General features: G+C 37.8%; 18 protein-coding genes. 16 read left to right on the top strand and 2 right to left on the bottom strand.

The genetic code is table 11. The features are described from left to right. Nucleotides 1-97: 97 nt before the first annotated feature. Nucleotides 98-1369 (top strand): M14 family zinc carboxypeptidase, encoded by a 1272-nt coding sequence (locus tag H514_RS0100950; protein WP_027445265.1) that lies wholly within the window; start codon nucleotides 98-100, stop codon nucleotides 1367-1369. A 259-nt stretch (nucleotides 1370-1628) separates the two neighbouring features. Here H514_RS0100950 and H514_RS0100955 read toward each other — a convergent pair whose 3' ends face one another. Continuing rightward, entirely contained in the window at nucleotides 1629-3092 is a 1464-nt protein-coding gene (locus H514_RS0100955; protein WP_027445266.1) for an NADP-dependent isocitrate dehydrogenase, read from the bottom strand. Nucleotides 3093-3266: 174 nt separating this feature from the next. Between H514_RS0100955 and H514_RS0100960 the strand changes: the two genes are divergently transcribed. Continuing rightward, nucleotides 3267-3443 (top strand): H-type small acid-soluble spore protein, encoded by a 177-nt coding sequence (locus H514_RS0100960; RefSeq protein ID WP_027445267.1) that lies wholly within the window; start codon nucleotides 3267-3269, stop codon nucleotides 3441-3443. Nucleotides 3444-3597: 154 nt separating this feature from the next. Here the strand turns inward: H514_RS0100960 and H514_RS23805 are convergent, their stop codons facing one another. Continuing rightward, nucleotides 3598-4266 (bottom strand): Crp/Fnr family transcriptional regulator, encoded by a 669-nt coding sequence (locus H514_RS23805; protein ID WP_027445268.1) that lies wholly within the window; start codon nucleotides 4264-4266, stop codon nucleotides 3598-3600. Nucleotides 4267-4326: 60 nt separating this feature from the next. Here H514_RS23805 and H514_RS0100970 point away from each other — a divergent pair, with 60 nt between their 5' ends. The 14 genes from H514_RS0100970 (at nucleotide 4327) to H514_RS0101035 (ending at nucleotide 20481) form a co-directional block, all read left to right on the top strand. Next, on the top strand, nucleotides 4327-5454 hold the full coding sequence (locus H514_RS0100970) for an aminotransferase class V-fold PLP-dependent enzyme (RefSeq protein WP_027445269.1): 1128 nt from the start codon (nucleotides 4327-4329) through the stop codon (nucleotides 5452-5454). 19 nt (nucleotides 5455-5473) lie between these two features. Beyond that, nucleotides 5474-6949, top strand: coding sequence for a Na+/H+ antiporter NhaC family protein (locus H514_RS0100975; protein WP_027445270.1), 1476 nt, complete (start codon nucleotides 5474-5476; stop codon nucleotides 6947-6949). Continuing rightward, on the top strand, nucleotides 6876-8117 hold the full coding sequence (locus H514_RS0100980) for an aminotransferase class V-fold PLP-dependent enzyme (RefSeq protein ID WP_081672878.1): 1242 nt from the start codon (nucleotides 6876-6878) through the stop codon (nucleotides 8115-8117). Before H514_RS0100975 ends, H514_RS0100980 begins: the two co-directional genes overlap by 74 nt. Nucleotides 8118-8486: 369 nt before the next feature. Further along, complete coding sequence (locus H514_RS0100985; protein ID WP_027445272.1) at nucleotides 8487-8810, top strand: DUF3870 domain-containing protein; 324 nt, start codon at nucleotides 8487-8489, stop codon at nucleotides 8808-8810. Nucleotides 8811-9074: 264 nt separating this feature from the next. After that, a complete protein-coding gene (locus H514_RS0100990; protein ID WP_027445273.1) occupies nucleotides 9075-10169 on the top strand; it encodes a M24 family metallopeptidase in 1095 nt (364 codons plus the stop codon). Nucleotides 10170-10188: 19 nt separating this feature from the next. After that, nucleotides 10189-11838 (top strand): ABC transporter substrate-binding protein, encoded by a 1650-nt coding sequence (locus tag H514_RS22145; RefSeq protein WP_051254953.1) that lies wholly within the window; start codon nucleotides 10189-10191, stop codon nucleotides 11836-11838. Nucleotides 11839-11892: 54 nt separating this feature from the next. Further along, complete coding sequence (locus H514_RS0101000; protein WP_027445274.1) at nucleotides 11893-12876, top strand: ABC transporter permease; 984 nt, start codon at nucleotides 11893-11895, stop codon at nucleotides 12874-12876. Between the two features lie 14 nt (nucleotides 12877-12890). Continuing rightward, a complete protein-coding gene (nikC, locus tag H514_RS0101005) occupies nucleotides 12891-13796 on the top strand; it encodes a nickel transporter permease (RefSeq protein WP_081672879.1) in 906 nt (301 codons plus the stop codon). Nucleotides 13797-13809: 13 nt separating this feature from the next. Then, the gene (locus H514_RS0101010) at nucleotides 13810-14748 is read left to right on the top strand and encodes a succinylglutamate desuccinylase/aspartoacylase family protein (RefSeq protein ID WP_027445276.1); all 939 of its coding nucleotides are present in this window, start codon (nucleotides 13810-13812) and stop codon (nucleotides 14746-14748) included. A 1-nt stretch (nucleotide 14749) separates the two neighbouring features. Next, nucleotides 14750-15955, top strand: a complete 1206-nt coding sequence (locus H514_RS0101015) for a hypothetical protein (RefSeq protein ID WP_027445277.1) — start codon at nucleotides 14750-14752, stop codon at nucleotides 15953-15955. Between the two features lie 12 nt (nucleotides 15956-15967). Then, entirely contained in the window at nucleotides 15968-17284 is a 1317-nt protein-coding gene (locus H514_RS0101020; protein ID WP_027445278.1) for an aspartate aminotransferase family protein, read from the top strand. 21 nt (nucleotides 17285-17305) lie between these two features. Then, nucleotides 17306-18340, top strand: coding sequence for an ABC transporter ATP-binding protein (locus H514_RS22150; RefSeq protein ID WP_051254963.1), 1035 nt, complete (start codon nucleotides 17306-17308; stop codon nucleotides 18338-18340). Next, nucleotides 18294-19277: an ABC transporter ATP-binding protein gene (locus H514_RS0101030; RefSeq protein WP_197063036.1), complete on the top strand. Its 984-nt coding sequence runs from the start codon at nucleotides 18294-18296 to the stop codon at nucleotides 19275-19277. The genes H514_RS22150 and H514_RS0101030 overlap by 47 nt, the downstream gene beginning before the upstream one ends. A gap of 22 nt (nucleotides 19278-19299) precedes the next feature. Beyond that, a complete protein-coding gene (locus H514_RS0101035; protein ID WP_027445280.1) occupies nucleotides 19300-20481 on the top strand; it encodes a M24 family metallopeptidase in 1182 nt (393 codons plus the stop codon). The last annotated feature ends 30 nt before the right edge of the window (nucleotides 20482-20511 follow it).

A 20511-nucleotide genomic window follows, 5' to 3' on the forward strand; every position in this document is an offset into this window, starting at 1 on the left:
AAATCCGCTATATTTCTACAACTTCCTATTCCTTAACCTATTAATATAGGGACAAGCGTTATTTCGAGACGCTAAATAATAATTTTGGAGGGAGAATATGAAAAAAAGAGCATCTATTGTAGCAGCTTCTCTAGGTATTGCTTTAATATCCTCTCAGACTACACTCGCTGACACTCAGTCTAAACCAAATGGACCTTATGTAGAAGTGGAGCAAAATTTATCTCTATCAAGTGTAATGACTAACGAAGAGTTGGAGAAAAAGCTCCAAAAAATTGAAGAGTCATCTCAAGGAAAAATGCAGTTAGATGTGGCCGGGTACTCTAATGAAGGCACTCCATTATATCTTGCTAAATATGGAGAAAATGAGCCGGAAAAGAAACGTGTATTAATTTACACCCAGATCCACGGAAATGAAGTTCTAGGTACGGAAGCAGCTATGGAAATGATGCAAAAGTTTAATAGTGGTGATAAAGACATAGACGAAATGCTTGAGGAAGTTTCCGTGTGGATTATGCCTCGATTAAATCCTGATGGAACTATGACACAAATTGAAGGGGATTGGAATCCAGTTCGGTATAATCATCAGACCTGGAATCCTGAAGAATATGACCTTCCAGCTGAAACTGAAGCTCCATGGTATTACACTCTGGGATATGAAAGGGAACAAGCAACTAATGAACGGTTTTATTATGGGATTCCTGGATATGATTTAAATCGTGACTTTAGTCCAAATTATAATTTTGATATCAATGAAGTAGATAAAGAAAAACTTGCAGAAGTATTAAATGATGAATCGAAGAATAACCGTTATAATACTGGTTATGTAGTCTCTCCTGAAGCAAAAGCCATTACGAACGTTGTGAAGGAGTTTAACCCAGATGTTGCGATTGATGTTCACCATAGAGGATTTAACTATCTTTCAGAAGAAGATAACCGTTCCGTCGCCATTTCTGTTTTAGGCATGTTTACTACACAGCCATATACCGACCCTTTCACAGGTGAAAAATATGAAATTGAAGAGGATGTGGAGAAGCTTAGCAAACAAATTACTGTTGCAGGTTATCAATCCTTGCAAAGAGGCTTCTCATCATTTGGAGCCATTCAGCAATACCCTCAAGTAAACTATCCTGGATCAGGACTTGGAGCGATTCAATTAAATGGAACGGCCACAATGTTGATAGAGGTTAAAGGACAAACCCAGACATTAGGCCAAAAGCAAAATGGTATGCTGAAGCAAACGGTTAAAACCCCAATCTATGATATTCTAAGTAAACTAGCAGATGGTTCAATTGAAGATGTGGATGCCAATCTATATGATGAGATCCCTCCTGCTCATGGTTGGATGGGAGATCCTAGTACTCGATATTAAAGAGTGCTCGCCTACCGATGTTACAAGATAAAATAAGTAATTAACGAATCTTTGGTGCCTGTCACCACCCGGTTTTTGTCGAATAGGAAGATGGAAAACGACAAATTTCGGGGAGTGACAGGCACTTCCCTAATGGAAAAGTGCAAAAAAAGTGCCTGACCTTCAATGCTTTAACGCATCGGGGGTCAGGCACTTTCTTAGGCACTTTTTTAATAAAACGAATACTTCTTCACTAGTCTCGAACTGTCTCCGTGCTATTTTATTGACCTTGACCTAAAGAGTATCCTCGCTCGTTATTAAATCGGTATAAATGTTCTGTTTTAATGAAATCCAATTCGGCTTGTTGGATGCGATTGAGAAGATTTAGGATAGCAACGTTCGTTATTGGTTTCTGTCCTTCATTTGCTTCAAAACGGCATCTCCAGTGGTCCGTTGTAAACGTTTCAGGGAAACCGTTTGGATACACTTTTACGCCGCGATTGGTAATAACAGCTAATGAGAATTCTGGACCTGCAAGTTCTTCTAGTTTTTGACCGATCTCATCCGCTGTGAGCTCATTATTGAACAGGAATACATCGACGCCATCTAAAGTACGGTTAACATTTGGTTTAGGTCGATCTTTGACTAAAGGATCAAGTTCATAAGTTGTTTCTTCTTGTGGCTCCGTATGGGTGTATTCTACTGGCGTAAAGGTTGTTGGTTTTTGGTCCAACCTTTCGATTACAGCTTCAGCGAATTCCGTTGTACCGACATGGGGTTCTCCTTTCGCAATATCCCCCGTGTACACGCCATCTTCCAAAGTTTTTAACCAAGCGTTATGTATCCTACCTGCTACTTCAGGTTGTCCAATATGGACGAGCATCATAATAGCTCCATGAAGCAGGCCTGAAGGGTTCGCAATTCCCTTACCAGCTATATCTGGCGCACTACCATGTACAGCTTCAAACATGGCACATTGGTCTCCGATGTTAGCGGAACCACCTAAACCAACACTTCCTGTGATTTGAGCTGCTACGTCAGATGCGATGTCCCCATAAAGGTTTGGCATAACAACGACATCAAAGTCTTCTGGTGTGTCAGCGATTTTAGCCATGCCAATGTCAATAATCCAATGTTCATTTTCAATATCAGGGTATTCTTGTGCAATCTCATCAAATACCTTGTGAAAAAGGCCATCGGTTAACTTCATGATGTTATCCTTTGTAAAGCACGTTACTTTCTTACGGTTGTGTTTCCGTGCATATTCAAACGCATAACGGACAATCTTTTCCGTTCCTGGTCGTGTGATTAATTTTAGGCACTGTGTTACTTCTGGCGTTTGTTGGTGCTCAATACCTGCGTACAAGTCTTCTTCGTTTTCACGTACTACTACCATATCCATATCATCGTGTCTTGTTTGAAGTAAAGGGGCATAGCTGACGTTCGGTCTTACGTTTGCATATAAGCCAAGTGTCTTCCGAATCGTTACATTTAAGCTTTTATAGCCTTCCCCTTGTGGCGTAGTAATAGGTCCTTTAAGGAATAATTTTGTTTTTCTTAGTGAGTCCCATGCTTCTTCTGGAATCCCTGAAGAATGACCTGCTAAGTATGCTTCTTTACCTATTTCAATATACTCTGGTTCAATCATGGCACCTGCGTGTTCCAATATTTTGATCGTAGCATCCATGATTTCTGGTCCAATGCCGTCCCCTCTAGCAATTGTAATAGGACGCTTCTGTGACATAGGTTAAAACTCCTTTCAAACTGGTGATATTACCATATTTTTTATTATAACCTAATTTTAGATATCGAAGCCAGAAAAAATGTAAGCGATTTCTAGGCGTCCCGTGTATGTGCATAACATACTACATTTAGAAGAAAATAATGTCATCGCTTACTATAAGGAGGTTACGAACCAATGGATGCGAAAAAAGCACAAGAGATTGCTTCTTCTCATGAAATGAAGAATGTTACTTATAATGGCGAAAAGGTTTACCTTGAACATGTGGATCAAGAAGCTGGTAAAGCTACAGTTCACCCGCTTTATCAACCAGAAAAAAAGCAAAGTGTATCCATTCATGACTTAATGGAATAAAAAAAGTGCCTGACCTTTAATGCTTTAACGCATCGGGGGTCAGGCACTTTTATAATTAGGCACTTTTATAATTACAATATTCAAAATAATCAATCAAATTGTAAAGTGCTTTACAGACAAAGCCTAGGACTTTATTCCAAAATAAAACTAACAACTAAATATCCGTCAATTGATCTAGGGAGTGGATGTGGTAAAACCTTCCCTTTTTGCTGAGGATGTTATTTTGCAGCATGTTGTTCATGGTGTTGGCTACAGTGACTCTGCTTGTTCCGATTAGATTCGCCAATTCTTGGTGCGTAAATGTGATGCCGATTGTTATCCCTTCGTCGTTGCTTTCACCGTAGGTTACAGCAAGGTGATAAAGGGCATTACAGATCAAGCTATAGGAACTGCCGAACGATAATTGCAGATTTGAAATGGCTAATAAGCGGAGTTTTCTGTTTAAAATATCAACCCATTGCTTGGAGAGGGCTGGATTATGTAACACTTCTTGCTCAAAGAGTTTTCTGGGCACTCGAATTAACGTTAAAGAAGAAACGGCGATCGTGTTTTCTAAGTAAGTGGTATCTTCGGAAATGTAGTTTTCCCCGATTAACCCGTTTTTTCCAACAATAGCGACGGATTTTTCTTTACCGCTCTCTGTCGTTAAGAAAAGCTGAACACGCCCGGATTTAACAATGTAAATGTATTGAGCATGATCCCCGCTATGGTAAATGGGATCATGAAGGTTATAAGTCTCCACTTCTCCCAGATGTTCAAGTAAGGACCAATCGTATTCAAGTTGATCAAGCCAAGGGGATATACTCTCAAAACCAATATTCATAACCTAGACACTCCAATCTACGAACCTATTATTATTATACAGAAAGGAATGGACATGTCGATGAATGAGATGACAAAAATCAGACAGAATTTCCCGATTTTACAAGAAAAAATACAGCTATCCAGCTGTTCGCAGAGTGCGATGCATAAAGATATTGAAGAAGCCGTGAATACCTATTTAGATGCATGGAAAACAAAAGGAATGGACTGGGGCGGCTGGATGCAAGCGTGTGAACATGCACGTAAAGAATTTGCGGAAATGATCAATGCCGAAGTCGATGAAGTAGCGATTGTATCCAGTGTTTCTCATGCTGTATCCAGTATCGCAGCAAGTTTAGATCCAACAGATCGAAATAAAGTGCTCATTACGGACTTTGACTTTCCGACAGTTGGCCATGTGTGGCAATCGTTCATGGATCAATATCAAATTCAATTCCTAGACTCCCATCAAGATGGAACGCTTAATCTAGAAGACTACAAGCAAAACATTGATGAACAGACCCTTGTTGTGAATACCTCTCATATTTCGTTTTATAACGGCTTTAAGCAAAACCTAAAGGAAATTGCAAAAGAAGTTCATCAAAAAGGCGCTTACTTTTTCGTAGATGCTTATCAATCCCTGGGACAAACGCCGATTGATGTAAAAGAAATGAATGTTGATTTCCTGGCATCAGGGCTACAGAAATATGCACTTGGAGCTCCAGGTATCGCCTTTTTATATGTGAAAAAGGACATCGCAGAACAACTAACCCCGAAAGTAACAGGTTGGTTTGGACAGGATAATCCTTTTGCTTTTGATATCAAAAATATCACGTATGCAGAAGGGGCAAAGCGGTTTGATTCTGGGACATTCCCAATGATTAATGGATTTGCTGCTGAAGCTGGGCTTACGATATTAAATCAATACAACATGGAAGAGATTGAAGAACATCTTCAGCATCTTTCAAAAGCCACAATGGAGGAGGCCGATCACTATGGATTAACGATCAAAAGTCCAAGAGATGTATCGCTGAAAGGGTCCAATACAGCGATCTACGCAGAAAATGCTTCTGAAGTAGAACAACAAATGGCACAAAGAGGCTACATTGTATCTGCGAGAAATGATGTCATCCGTATTGCTCCTCACTTTTACAACACAGAAGCGGATGTTCGTTCTGCAGTTCAAGAACTTTCAAAACTCATGAAATGAATGAAGGGGAGGAACTGAAGTGGCAAACGTAAAGACCAATGAAAAGGAAGAAAAGTTAGAGTTTTATGGAGGAGTACCTATACTTTTAGTCCCTTTTGCAGCGATGTTTATTGGGATCCTGTGGCTTGGTTTTACAGGAGCGGCATTACCTAAAGCGTTTTGGCCGATGATTCTAATCGGGTTATTTATTGGGTTGCTGTTAGCTAAGAACAAAAAAGTGTATGTCGATGCCCTGATACAAGGGATTAGTCAAAAGATGCTCGCGATTATGTTATTGGCATGGTTTTTAGCAGGGATCATGGCAAAAGTCCTGGCTGCTACTGGTTTAGTAGAAGGATTAGTATGGGGGTTCCTCGAAATAGGCGTTGCAATTAATTGGTTTCCATTAATCACGTTTATTATTGCAGCCTTAATGTCAATGTCAACTGGGACAGCTGTTGGAACACTGATTGCCATTAGCCCGATTCTTTTCCCAGTGGGTTATACACTTGGAGGAGATCCACTATTAATTGTAGGAGCCATCATCGGCGGATCCTTTGTAGGGGATAACTTAGCTCCGATTTCTGATACAACCATTGTGTCCGCCTATTCACAAGGAACGACGATTGATAAGGTTGTAAAAAGCAGGATTCGCTATGCATTAGCTGCAGGAGCCATCACGATTGCTTTTTATATCATCTTTGCCGTAGTGAATGCAGGAAGTTCTACGGTAACACCTCCAGAGGACATCAATCCACTTGGGTTAATTATGATTTTGGTTCCCGCACTATTACTGTTTTTAATGATTCGAGGACATGATTTGGTAGAAGGACTTTTATATTCAAACGTTTTTGGTCTATTTCTCGGACTTATTACAGGACTTATTGGATTTGGCGATATTTTATCCGTAAACCGAGAACAATTCACTGCAGGAGGCATCATCATCGATGGAATTATGGGGATGATTGGTGTAGCCGTATTCACCGTGTTCTTGATGGGCATGATCGGAACCCTTCACCGCGGTGGTTTCCTAGATTGGTTAATAGAAAAGGCAGAAGCTATTGCGACTTCCAGAAGAAGAGCTGAGGTTTCGATTGTTTTTGTAGCCCTTTTTGTAAACGCTTTAACAACGGCCGGAACGCCAACGATGGTGATGTTAGGAGACTTTGTCCGTAGACTTGGTCATAAGTTCAAAATTGCTCCGTGGCGCCGTGGTAACTTACTAGATGCGTGCTCAACTTCCATTATCGGCTTTTTACCGTATAGTGTAGCTGTTCTGATTCCATTTGCCTTTGTTGGAAGTATGGTCGATATGAGTCAGCATCCGAACTTCACACCTGTAGGCGTTATTCCGTTTGTCTTCTATTGTATTGCTCTGGTTGTGGTGATCGTGTTTGCTGCTTTCACAGGATGGGGTTTTGAAGAAATGACGCAAGAGGATTATGAAGCTGAATCAGCTGAACTCTACGAACATGCAAACGACGATAACGCACAAAATCATGCGAGTTCACTATAATCACAAGGTTGGTTGTGAAATGGCTTATTTTGATTATGCATCCGTGGGAGTCCCCGATCCTACCATCATGCAAGAAGGAAAACGTTTTTTAGAAAAACTACCTGAAGAAATTGAGCAAGGTGGGGGAGATTATACCCTCCGCCTCCTTGGCCTATACGAAGAAACCAGACAGAAAATTGCAGACACCTATCAAGTACCCAAGCGGAATATTGCCTTTATACAAAATACAACGGAAGGGTTAGGAATCATCGCGAATGCCCTCTATCAATCCTTAGAAAAAGTGCATGTCCTAGTCCCAGACATTGATTTTATTTCGAGTTCCCTTGTTTGGAAGCAGAATTCAGACTCTATTGAATATGTGAAATCAGCATGGGGATGTGTTTCCCCAACCGCAATCGTGAACCAGATGAAAGAGCATACAAATGTTCTATGCTTAAGCTCTGTACAAGAAGTAAGTGGATATCGCATATCCTTTCAAGATCTATTAAAAAAGAGAGAAAAAAGAGATGACGAATATTGGATTATAGATGGAATACAAGAAGCTGGGATCTTTCACAGGAACCTAGTAAAAGATCAAATTGACGCATACATTGTAGGAGGCCACAAATGGCTCTCCTGTCCGTTTGGGATTGGCTTTATGTATGTAAGTGATCGATTGTTAAATAAAATCTCCCCAGCCTATTATGGTTACTTTAATTTAAACGAACCTGAGATAGGCTGGGTGGATTATTTAGAGTCTAGAGAGAGAAGTCTTCAGGATTCTTTTACGACGAATGTACATGCTTCTAATCTTGAGCCTGGTGGGATGATTAATGCGTTTGGGGCTTTAATGTTGGGGCAGAGCTTTAGTAAATGGAATACGTTTGGAATCGAGAAGGCTTCTTCAGCTATTATTGAAAAGCAGCAGAGGATAAGGGATTGGTTTGAAGGGATCCGTTCATGTTCTGTATTAGGTAGTGATCGAAGTAATGATTGGTCGGGGATTGTGACGGTGACGCATCAGGATGGAATACAGAAAGAAAAAGAGATTATGAGACGGTTACAAGAGGCTGGGATTAAAGCTAGTTTGAGGTCGATTGAGGGTGTTGGGGGGATTCGGTTGTCTGTTCATTATGAGACAACTGAAAGACAGATAGAAGAATTGTTGGCCCCTTTTTTGTGGGAGTAGGGGATGAGTGGAATGAAACAGGTGATTTCCAATTTACATTATTATAATTTTTGACAAGGGTGTACAAATTTCTGTACACCACTTCTTGTACATTAAAAACACTTTCTTTAGTTGGTGGTATATCTTATGGTTTTGAGATTATATGAAAATTTCAGATAACTAGATTGAAGGGTTCGGTTCTTAAATTGACTAAAGGATCTATGGAAACTCCCCAATTTACTTGTGTATATCTCTAGTTTACAAGTTATGTCGAACTTTGTTGTAAAAACTTTCTGAAAAATCAATTAATTTTTGTGTAATTTATCGTATAATAGAAGTATATAAATTTATAAAACTAGTTAATGGGACTACATAGGGAAGGAGTAAAAAATGGATAAAAATGATACTATTATTTGCACTGGATATTCAAGATTGCCTGACGGTATGGCAGCAAAAAATTTATATGGTGTGATGGGAGTCGGATTAGAAATTGATCCTAAGACTGATAAAGTTTTAAATGCATCATCAACCTTTATAACTTCGATGTGTACAGATTTTATACAAAGTATTTTTGAAGGACATGATCTTAAAAAAGGAATTGATACACCTGTTGAGCTGTTTGAGAGAAGGTATTTTGGATTAGGGAAAAAAGCAATAGTATCAGCAATAAGGGACGCTTATAACCAATACTCTATATATAAATCCTCGGTTTGAATGAGGGAGAAAAAAGTAAAAAGGACTTGACTTTATAGAATGATTGTGTAAAATTTAAATTAATAATTTGAATTTTCTAAAATATCAGAACACTTTAAATATAATTTTCAGTTTGCATTAAATTCTGTGAACAGGCAGCCCCTGTTTATAGTCGAATTTAAAAACCAAGCTGACCGAAAACCCCTATATCCTAGGGTGATTTTACGGTGGCTTGGTTTTTTGTTGTAGGAAAAGGTCAATTAAAAATGAAGAGGAGAGATAAAATTGCATTCATATAGAGAGAGGTTGTTAAATTGTACAAAACAAATTGAAGGTAGTTCATTTAATTGCTTACTGGTTTCTTCTAAACCTAATTTGCGATATCTGCTTGGAGTTGAACTTGATACAGGTGAAAGGTTAACTGCATTATTACTTAATCCCAACGAGTCCCCAAAACTATTTATTCATGAAATGTTTCGAGAGAAATTAAAACTAGATGATTTAGAAATCGAAATCATTCCATACGTAGATTCTGTAAGTCCCGTAGATCTACTATTCTCGAACTTTAAACACAGTGTCGGAGTAGATAAGGATTTGCCTAGCCATTTTTTAATTAAGCTAATGAAAGCGTATGGTGAATTAGAATTCCATACTAACTATATCGTAGAAAAGATGAGAGAAAAAAAAGAACCAAGTGAGGTTCGTGCGATTCGCAAATCATCTAGAATCGCGGATGCAGTGATGCATCAAATTACACAACTTCAAATTTTTCCAGCTACAGAAAAAGATTTGGCTAAAAACATTGAGGATTTTTTTGGGGAACATGGTGTTGATGAACTCGCATTTAAACCCATCATAGGTTTTGGTGAAAATAGTGCAAGTCCTCATCACTCCATTAGTAATAAAAATAGTTCACTGAACCAACCAATTTTAATTGATATGGGAGGTGTACACGAAGGTTATTATTCTGATATTACAAGAATGAATTACTTTGGAAGTAAGAATAGTGAATTTGAAGAGGTTTATAAAATTGTTCAAGATGTCCAAAAGCAGGCTATTGAGATGGTGAAACCAGGTATCCGTTTTTCAGAAATAGATTGCTTCATTAGAAAAGAGTTAAACAAATGGAATTATGAAAAATATTTTATTCATAGAACAGGTCATGGCATAGGTTTAGAGCTACATGAAGGTCCATTCATTCATGAAAATAATTTAGACACAGTAGAGGAGGGGATGGTTTTTACTATTGAGCCGGGGGTTTATATTCCAAATAAGTTTGGAGTGAGAATTGAGGATACGATCGTAGTACATGAAGAAGGCTGTGAATGCTTAAATTTATCTTCTAAAGAGCTTCAATATTTAAATCTATTAACTATTTAATAAAAAGGGGTGGGGTACTTTGAAGAAGCGTAATATATTTTCAAAATGGTTATTGTGTTTAGGTTTATTGGTGTTAATAGTGGTAGCTGGATGCTCTTATGAAGATCCCGAATCTGAAAGTGCGGGATCAAATTCGGATCAAAATGAAGGGGAAGAGGCTGGAAGTGATAATAGTACATCTAATTCAAAATCTAGCTCTAACTCTGTAGCAAATAAAATTAATGTAGGGTTAGACGTAGATGCTGGAACGATGGATCCGCGTCTGTCTCGTGATACATCCGCTAAGAGGGTAGTAGAGATAGTTTACGATGGTTTAATTCGTCTGAATGCAAATTTAGAACCACAACCATCATTGGCTACAGATTGGGAGAACCCTGATGCTACAACTTGGATCTTTACTCTAAGAGAAGGGGTTACATTCCATGATGGGGAACCTTTTACTGCAGAAGATGTGAAATATACATTTGATACTATTTTAGACCCTGATTTTAAAGCGCCTTATGCAAGTCTATATAAACCTATCGATAGTGTTGAAGTGATTGATGAAACACATGTGCAGTTTAATCTAAAAGAGCCCTACGCTCCTCTACTAACCTATTTAGATGTTGGAATCATACCAAAGCATGTAGCTGAAAAGGGTGATTCTCTTTCTAGTAATCCTATTGGTACAGGTCCTTACAAAATGATCGAGTGGAAGAAAAATAGCAAAATAACATTTGAAGCAAATAAAGAATATTGGGGAGGGGAACCAACTACAGGAAAAATTGTGTATAACATTATACCTGATAACACCACACGTGTAGCCGCGTTAGAATCAGGTGATATTGACTTTGTTCATTCACCTTTGTCCCCACAAGATATTAGTAGAATAAAAGCAAATAAAGATTTCAAAGTTGTAGAGACTCAAGGCCTTGGATTTACTTATTTAAATTTTAATACAGAACATGAAATCCTTTCTGATGTTAAAGTTCGTCAAGGTATAGCTCATTTAATCAATAAAGAAGTAATTTCTGAAGATATTTATCAAAATATGGATAAACCAGGTAAGTCTCCACTTATCCCAGCATCTTGGGCTTATTCAGATGAAATTACAGGGTTTGAATTTGATAAAGAAAAAGCTAAGAAGTTATTTGCAGATGCTGGTTGGACTGACACGAATAATGATGGTGTTTTAGATAAGAATGGAAAGAATTTATCTATCACCTTATCAACACATAGTGAAGATCCAAACAGAATCCAAATAGTAGAGTATTTACAAAATGTATTTACGAATAATGGGATTGAAACAGAAGTTTTAACTAATGAATGGCCAACTTTCAGCACATCTTTAATGGAAGGAAACTTTGATATTGGTCTAGTGGGATGGTTAAATCTAGTTGGTCCAGACCGGTCTATGTATAACCAATTCCATTCAGAGAGTGGAAGTAACTATGGAGGATATGATAATGCTCGCGTAGATGAACTACTAGAAGAAGGAAGAAGAGTACTTGATCAAAGTAAGAGAACTGAAATTTATCAAGAAGCTGCTCAAATTGTTACGGAAGAAGTCGCATATGACGTTCTTTTATATCAAGGCTACATTGCTATGTATAACAAAGATTTACAAGGATTTGATATTCATCCAACAGGAAGCTTATATGGTCTGAAAGATGCAAAAATAACGAAATAATTGGGAGGGGGGCTTAGCCCCTCCATTTGTATAAAGATCGGGAGTGTTTAATTTATGATGACTTTTGTTGGAAAAAGAATATTACATTTAATCCCCGTTCTTTTAGGAATTTCTATTTTAGTATTTTTTCTACTTCATTTAATTCCAGGGGATCCGGCAATGACGCTACTAGGACAGGAAGCAACACCTGAAGAAATAAATAGGCTTAGAGAGGTATTAGGCCTAAATGAACCACTTTATATTCAATTATTGGTTTTTCTCAAGAACTTAGCACTAGGTGATTTGGGGACTTCCATCTTTCAGGATGTTTCTGTACTTTCTCTAATTTTAACCCACCTTCCCGCAACTTTAGAATTAGCTACGTTAGCACTTCTTATCGCTTTACTTATTGCTATACCATTAGGCATCGTATCTGCAGTAAAACAATTTTCTTGGGTTGATTATGTAAGCATGTTCTTTGCTCAGCTAGGTGTATCGATGCCAGTCTTCTGGCTTGGTGTATTACTAATTATTGGCTTTTCAGTAAATTTGAATATTTTTCCTTCATTTGGAAGAGGTGAACCATTAGTAGAATCTATACTAATGACAATCCAGTCAGGGAACTTATTTTATATCATTGATAGCTTGAAGCATTTAATCTTGCCAGCATTAACATTAGGTGTAATGAGCGCTGCCATAATAACTAGAATGGTTCGTTCATCAATGCTAGAAATATTAAATGAGGATTATGTGAGAACAGCTGAGGCCAAAGGTGTTCGGTCTTTTTGGATCATTATGAAACATGCATTCCGTAACGCTTTGATACCTGTTATTACAATTGTTGGATTACAATTTGGAAACCTTATGGGTGGTGCGATTGTAACTGAAACAGTTTTTGGTTGGCCAGGAATTGGACGGTTAATTATAACAGCTATAAGTCAACGAGATTTTCCAGTGGTTCAAGGGTGTGTTTTAGCAATTGCTCTCCTGTTTGCATTTATTAATCTAATTGTTGATATTCTTTACGCTGTAATTAATCCGAAAATTAAAAGCAATTGAGGAGGAATGCAAAGTTGGAGTATAACACAGAAATCATAAATCAAACGGAAATAGAGATTGTTAATAAAAAGGAGCCAGGAAGAGTTAGAAAGTTCTTTTCCTTTATTAGTAACAGTAAATCTGTGCTAATAGGTGGAGTAATTGTGCTAATCATTATTATTTGTGCCCTTTTTGCTCCAGTAATCTCAACGCATGACCCTTATGAAATGCAAATGTCTGATCGACTGTTAGAACCTATGGAAAAAGGGCATTTGCTTGGTACTGATCATTATGGTAGGGATCTTTTCTCTCGGATTGTTTATGGAGCAAGAGTATCTTTAAAAGTAGGAATGGTTTCGGTTAGCCTCTCTCTATTAATAGGTGTAATCTTAGGACTTGTTGCAGGTTACTATGGAGGCTGGTTAGATAGCATAATCATGAGAATTGTTGATATCGTGTTATCCTTTCCAGTCTTACTATTAGCCATTGCATTGGTAGCTGCCCTAGGTCCTGGTATTGAAAACGTTATTATAGCCTTAGGTCTTGTGTACTGGACGAATTATGCCAGGATAGTACGTGCTAATGTGATGTCATTAAAAGAGGAAGAGTTTATTCAAGCAGCTAGAACTATTGGTTCTAATGACTTTAGGATCATATTTTTTAATATTTTGCCTAATTGTTTAGCCCCCATCATAGTTGTAGGAACTTTAGGTATAGGAATTGCTATTGTTGCTGAAGCAACATTAAGTTTCTTAGGTCTGGGTATTCAGCCACCAGAATCAAGTTGGGGTTGGACTTTAGCTTTTGGTATGAAATTTATTCGTGATGCTCCTCACCTCTCCATATATCCCGGATTAGCAATTATGATCACGGTTCTTGGTTTTAATCTATTAGGTGATGGAGTTCGTGACCTCACAGATTCAAAGTTAAAGAGAAAATAGGAGGAATGTAAAAATGGTAAAATTATCAACCCGTAAATTTGAAGAGATTTTTGTTACTCATCTATCTAATGGAAGTCAGGTGTCTTTACCTGTTCATACAATTACAGGTGAAAAAGATGGGCCGGTTTTAGGTTTATCTGCATTAGTGCATGGCGATGAAATTATAGGTGCTGAGATATTACGTAGAGTATATGCCCGTATAGATGAGTCTGACTTAGCGGGAACAGTGAAATTACTCCCTATTTCTAATCCACTTGCATTTGATTCAATGACAAGAAATACACCGCTTGATATGAATAATATGAATAGACTATATCCTGGTAAACCAGATGGTTGGGTGACTGAACAAATTGCCCATCAAATGTCCACTAAATTTTTAGATGAACTTGAAGTTTACATTGATATCCATTCAGGTGGTGCTCAACCCGTAGTTGATTATGTATATATACAAAATGATGAAGAACTATCTCGTGCATTTAATTTCCCTGTTTTATACAGACCGGCTGATAAATATCAAGGCACTACTGTAACACATACGGTTGAAAAGGGAATCCCAAGTGTAACTGTTGAAGTCGGTGGAGGACCAAACTTTGAAAAAGATATTGAAAGAGGTGTAGAAGGTATATTTAACTGTATGCGTAAATTAAATATGTTATCAGGAGAGGTTGTACCACCACCTGAACAAAAGGTAATGACTGAAATTAAGATTATTCGACCACAACATGGAGGGCTTCTTGTACCAGAGTTCGACTATAATGCTGTCGGAACTGTAATTGAAGGAGAACAAGTATTATCCCGTACTTATAATCCTCGTACATTTGAAGAAGTAGAAGTAATTAAAACACCATTTGAAAGAAGTTTAGTTATCTTAACAAGAGGAGCATTCCAAAAAGTAAACCCTGGTGATTACGGCTTTATGCTTGGGAACATGGATACGAGAGAGTTGGACTAATATGAAAAATACTAGTGAAATCTCCGTATCTACCCTAGATATGAAATTGTCACAAGAGTATGTCCAAGTTGTACTTGGAATGGATCAATACTATAGAGAAACAAAAAAGAAAACTGGTGAAGCAGCTTTAGATAAAGAAGGGTTAGTACCTATTAATCTTACAGATGAACTCCCTAGAAAATATGCAAGTTGGAATGAGGTAATCGAAGAGTTAATGATTCTTCGATCTAAGTATTTAAGAGTAGAAAATGAAGTAAGAGTGAATTACATGCAGCAGCAAATAGGCTCATTAATCTTCCTTGCAAAGTGGTGTAAGGGTGGTGCAGAACAACCTTTTAGGGAGCTCGTAAGAGGGGTGTTATATGTCAATGAAAACCCTCTTGGCCGAAATGAAAGGGAGGCGTTACATGTTAAATTAGACCATTTACTTACCAAAAAAGGCTTTACAGGATCACTATTTAATAAAGTAAGTAAATGGGAAGAGGAACAGCATGTACCCGCAAGAGAGATGAGTGGCGTCTTAGAGGATTTGTTGGCAAAAGCTAAAGATCAAGTCGTAAGCAAGATGTTTAAAGCTGTTGAGGATGTTCAGGTTACCCCAAAAGTTGTTTATGGGGTACCATATAGTGCTTATTGTGATTATGTAAATCAAAGTATGTACATTAATGGAGATTTGCCATATACCCTTCCTGCACTAAAACACCTGGTAACCCATGAATCATTCCCTGGGCATACCACACATATGAAGATTCGTGAATTAATGACAAATTCAGGGCAATCCCCTCTTGATGCAGGACTTGTTATAACGAATACTGCTAGCAGCTCAGTGTTTGAAGGAATCGGCGATAATGGTGCATTATTTATTGATTGGGTTGATTCAATAGACGATGAAATTTATTTTATTTATCAAAGAATTCGCTCGATTTCGGGGTTAAATGCTGCGCACATGCTCCATGCTGAAAAGAAAAGTGAGGAAGAAGTAAGAGAATTTTTGAAAACATTTGCATTTGGTAATGATAATTGGATCGATTCTAGGTTACGCTTTTTTAACCATCCCCTTCGTGCACCATTTATTTATGGATATTGGAGAGGAAATGAAGCGGTTAATCAAGTGTTTAATCGTGTATCATCGGACCGAAAGCAAGCTTTTTATAATTACTTATATCAAAATATGCATTCGGCTGATACCATTAAACAATTTATTTAGGAGTGTGAATCGATGAAACATACAAATTCAAAGGCGTTATATGAAAGAGCATCTTCTTCTCTACCGGGCGGAGTGAATTCTAACTCTCGTTTTCGTAAACCTCATCCACTTTATTTTAAGAAGGCAGAAGGGCCTTGGATTGTGGATGTGGATGATAATTATTACTTGGACTGTATTATGGGAAATGGTGCTGTAATTTTAGGACACGATGATCCGGATTTCAAAGAGAAAATAGCTGATTATAGTCGCACTGGAATTCTTACAGGTTTGGAAACAGAGCTTAGCGTTAAAGTAGCTGAGAAGTTTTTGTCCTTTTTACCAACTGCAGAAATGGTACGTTTTGCTAATACAGGAACTGAAGCAGTTATGCATGCATTGCATATGGCAAGAACCCATACAGGAAAAAGTGACATAGCTGTAATAGAAGGTGCATTTAATGGTTGGAATGATTCGGTATTAGTAAGTACTTGGCCTGATATCACCAAAGCAGGAGATAAAACATCACCAAATTCGCTGCCAGGTTCATCAGGTTTAAGGAAAGATGTGGTGGATAGCACCTTAGTTCTACCGTTTAACGATTTAGAAATCGCTGAAAGGCTGTTAACAGAAAATAAAAACCGAATTGCCGCACTAATTTTAGAGCCTATTATGATTGATATTGGTTATATTCCAGCTAAGAAAGAGTATTTAAAAGGATTAAGAGATATTTGTGACAGGCTGAATATCGTTTTAATATTTGATGAACTTTTAACAGGTTTTCGTGTTTCACCTGGAGGAGCGCAAGGTCTTTACAATGTAACACCTGACCTCTCTACTTTTGGTAAAGCAATTAGTAATGGTTATATGCTGAGCGCAGTAGCAGGAAAAGCTGAGATATTTGATACAGTAACGCCTGGAGTAGGAACGTGTTCATTTGTTGGAACCTACAATGGTCATCAGAGTTCACTCGCTGCCTCGATGGCCTTTATGGAGATTTATGAGGAAAAAGGCGTAGATCAAACATTGAAGGATAGAACGGACACATTAATTAAAGAATTTGATAAATTGGTTACAAAGCATAATATTGTAGGGCGGATGCAAGGTGAAGGTGGACATTTTCACTGGTATTTCACAGATCAAGAGTTATATGATTATCGAGATGCTGCTCAGTCAAACAAGGAATTATATATACGTTTTACAGAAGAACTGTTTAATCAAGGAGTTTTTTGTTCACCAAACTACCTTCTTCATCATGCAATATCTCTGGCACATAAGGATAACCATATTAAAGAACTAATTACGGCTATGGATAATAGTTTAGCCAAAGTAGTAGAGGCAAAAACTCTATAACAAAGGTGGGTGTAGTTGGAAATGGAAAATAAAGTTCTAGAAGTAGAAAATCTCAGGACATCATTCATTTCTAACAAAAAGACTTTTAACGCAGTAGATGGAGTTTCTTTTCATATAAATGAAGGAGAAACGATCGGCGTTGTAGGCGAGTCTGGGTGTGGAAAAAGTGTTACCTCCTTATCAATCATGGGCTTAATAAAACGACCTGGGGAAGTTAATGCTGATAAAATATCATTTCAAGATAACAATCTATTAAAGCTAAATAAAGAGAAAATGAGAAAAATTAGAGGTAATCGAATTTCCATGATTTTTCAAGAGCCAATGACTTCTCTAAATCCTGTTTATCGTGTAGGTGAGCAGATAGCTGAATCAATTCGTATTCATGAGAAGGTAAGAAGCTCTAAGTTAAAAAATAGAGTGATAGATTTATTAGAAATGGTGGGAATTCCTCGTCCAAAAGAAGTGTATCGCTATTATCCACATCAACTTTCCGGGGGTATGAGGCAAAGGGTTATGATTGCTATTGCGATGGCTTGTAATCCTGATTTACTTATTGCTGATGAACCTACTACAGCATTGGATGTAACAATTCAAGCTCAGATACTAGAACTGATGAAGGAGCTTCAGGAGAGCAGGGGGATGTCGATGATGTTAATCACCCATGACTTAGGAGTTGTTTCTGAAGTATGTGACCGTGTTGTGGTAATGTATGCTGGTAAAATCGTAGAAACAGGAAAAGTGGAAAATATATTAAATCATCCCCAACATCCTTATACGAAAGGTTTAATAGCCTCATTGCCCAAAAAAGGGCAAAACAATGGAAGACTTAATTATATCCCTGGTCAAGTACCATCACCCTTAAATTGGGGCAAAGGATGTCGATTTGCAGACCGATGCACTTATGTAATGGATAAATGTCTAGAAAAGATTCCTCCATTATTAGATGTTAGCTCGGAACAACAATCAGCATGTTGGCTTTGTGAAGAGAAGGGGGGATCAAGTTTTGCTAATGAAAGAGGAAAAGTTGATCAAGCAACCATTGCTAGAAGTGAATAATCTTAAAAAACACTTTCCTATTACAAAAGGGATTTTTTCAAAAGAAGTAGGTGCTGTAAAAGCAGTCGATGGTTTGTCTTTTACAATTAACAAGGGTGAGACGCTAGGAATTGTAGGGGAGTCTGGGTGTGGGAAGTCAACTGCTGCCCGAATGATCATCCGTTTAATTGAATCTTCGGAGGGATCCATAAGGTTAGAGGGACAAGAAATTAGTGAAATTAATGGTAAAAAATTAAGAGCGATTCGAAAAGATATCCAAATGGTTTTTCAAGATCCTTTTGCGTCCCTAAACCCTCGCTGGACTGTAAGACGGACTTTATTAGAACCTATGAAAGTGTACGGTATTGGTAAACAAAGGGATAGAGAGGAAAAGGTCTACGATTTGTTAAACAAAGTAGGTCTAGATGAAAGTTATGCATACCGACATCCCCATGAATTTAGTGGAGGACAACGCCAAAGAATCGGAATTGCCAGAGCTCTTGTTCTTAATCCTAAGTTAATTATTGCTGATGAACCAGTTTCTGCATTAGATATATCTGTACAGTCTCAAGTGATTAATTTGTTACAAGATTTACAAGAAGAGTATGACTTAACCTATCTCTTTATAACACATGATTTATCAGTTGTTGAACATATTGCGGATCGTGTTGCTGTTATGTATCTTGGTAAGATTGTGGAGTTAGCAGATAAGGAAAAGTTATTTAACAATCCTCTTCACCCATATACGGAAGCATTAATTTCCGCTGCACCTGAAGTGGAAACAGAAAACAAAAAAGAACGAATTATCTTAAGTGGTGATGTACCAAGTCCAGCTAATCCACCAAAAGGGTGCCCATTTCATACGAGATGTCCAAAAGCTATGGATATTTGTAAAGAAGAAACACCAAAGTTTAAGGAAACTTTTGAAGGGCAATATACTGCTTGTCATTTATACTAGTATTAGGAAAGGAATAAAAATTATGTTGCTAAGTATTCCTGAGAGTGAAGTATATGAGAGACAAAAGGTATTCAATGATAGGTTAAATGAAAATGGTGTTGATGCGGTGGTTCTATTTTCACCGGTCGATATTTTTTATTTAACAAATTTCTTTTTTTCACCAACGGAGCGGCCCATTGCACTTATAGTTGACCCGAATGGCAAATCTTATTTATTTGTACCTTATTTAGAAGTTGATCATGCAGAAGAACATGCATTAGTCGATAAGGTTTCTTCTTATCCGGAGTATCCTGGAATTAAACATCCAATGGAGTATTTGAAACAACTGCTAAAGGATATTGGATTTGAGAATAAACAAGTCGGCTTTGATTCACCAGGATACGGATCACCAGCTGGGTATCGTGGGCCGAAAATAGATAGACTTATCAATGCTAAAAGTTTCATATCAGTCCAAGATATTGTTCCAGAAATGAGGGCTATCAAGTCCCAGAATGAAATAGAGCTAATTAAAGAGTCATGCAGATGGGGGAACCTTGCTCACCGATTACTTCAGAAGTATTCTGCAGTTGGGATTAGTGAGTTGGAAATTGAAAATAAAGCAAGTGCAGAAGCAACAATGGCAATGATTGAAACGTTAGGCAAAGATTATAAACCGCATGGAGAAACAGCGTTTGCGTTATTTAGAGGGCAGGTAGGTAAAGTATCTGCATTTCCACATTCGGTATCTCAAAATGCTCACCTAAAAAAAGGTGATAATCTGGTTACAGCTTCTTCTGCAGCCATTTGGGGTTATAGAAGCGAATTGGAAAGGACGATGTTTGTTAATGAAGCAAATAAGGACCAGAGAAAATACTTCGAATATATGTATCAAAGCCAAGAAGTAGCATTTGATCATATCAAACCTGGCAATCCACTATCTTCAGTAGAAAGAGCTGTACAAGATTATTATAAAGAGAATAACATTGAGCACTTAACACGTCACCATACTGGTCATGCTATCGGCTTATTATTCCATGAATCACCATTTTTTGACCTGGGTGATGAAACGATTATGCAACCTGGAATGGTTTTTACAGTGGAACCAGGAATCTATGTGCCAGAAGTAGGGGGATTCCGTCACTCAGATACTATTTTAGTAACAGAGGATGGAATGGAGATGTTAACTTATTACCCAAGGGACATAGACTCTTTGATATGTACCTGAGAATAAAAGTGCCTGACCCCACTGCGTTAA

Origin of the sequence: Pontibacillus marinus BH030004 = DSM 16465 (assembly GCF_000425225.1) — a bacterium.
Lineage (GTDB): Bacteria > Bacillota > Bacilli > Bacillales > BH030062 > Pontibacillus > Pontibacillus marinus.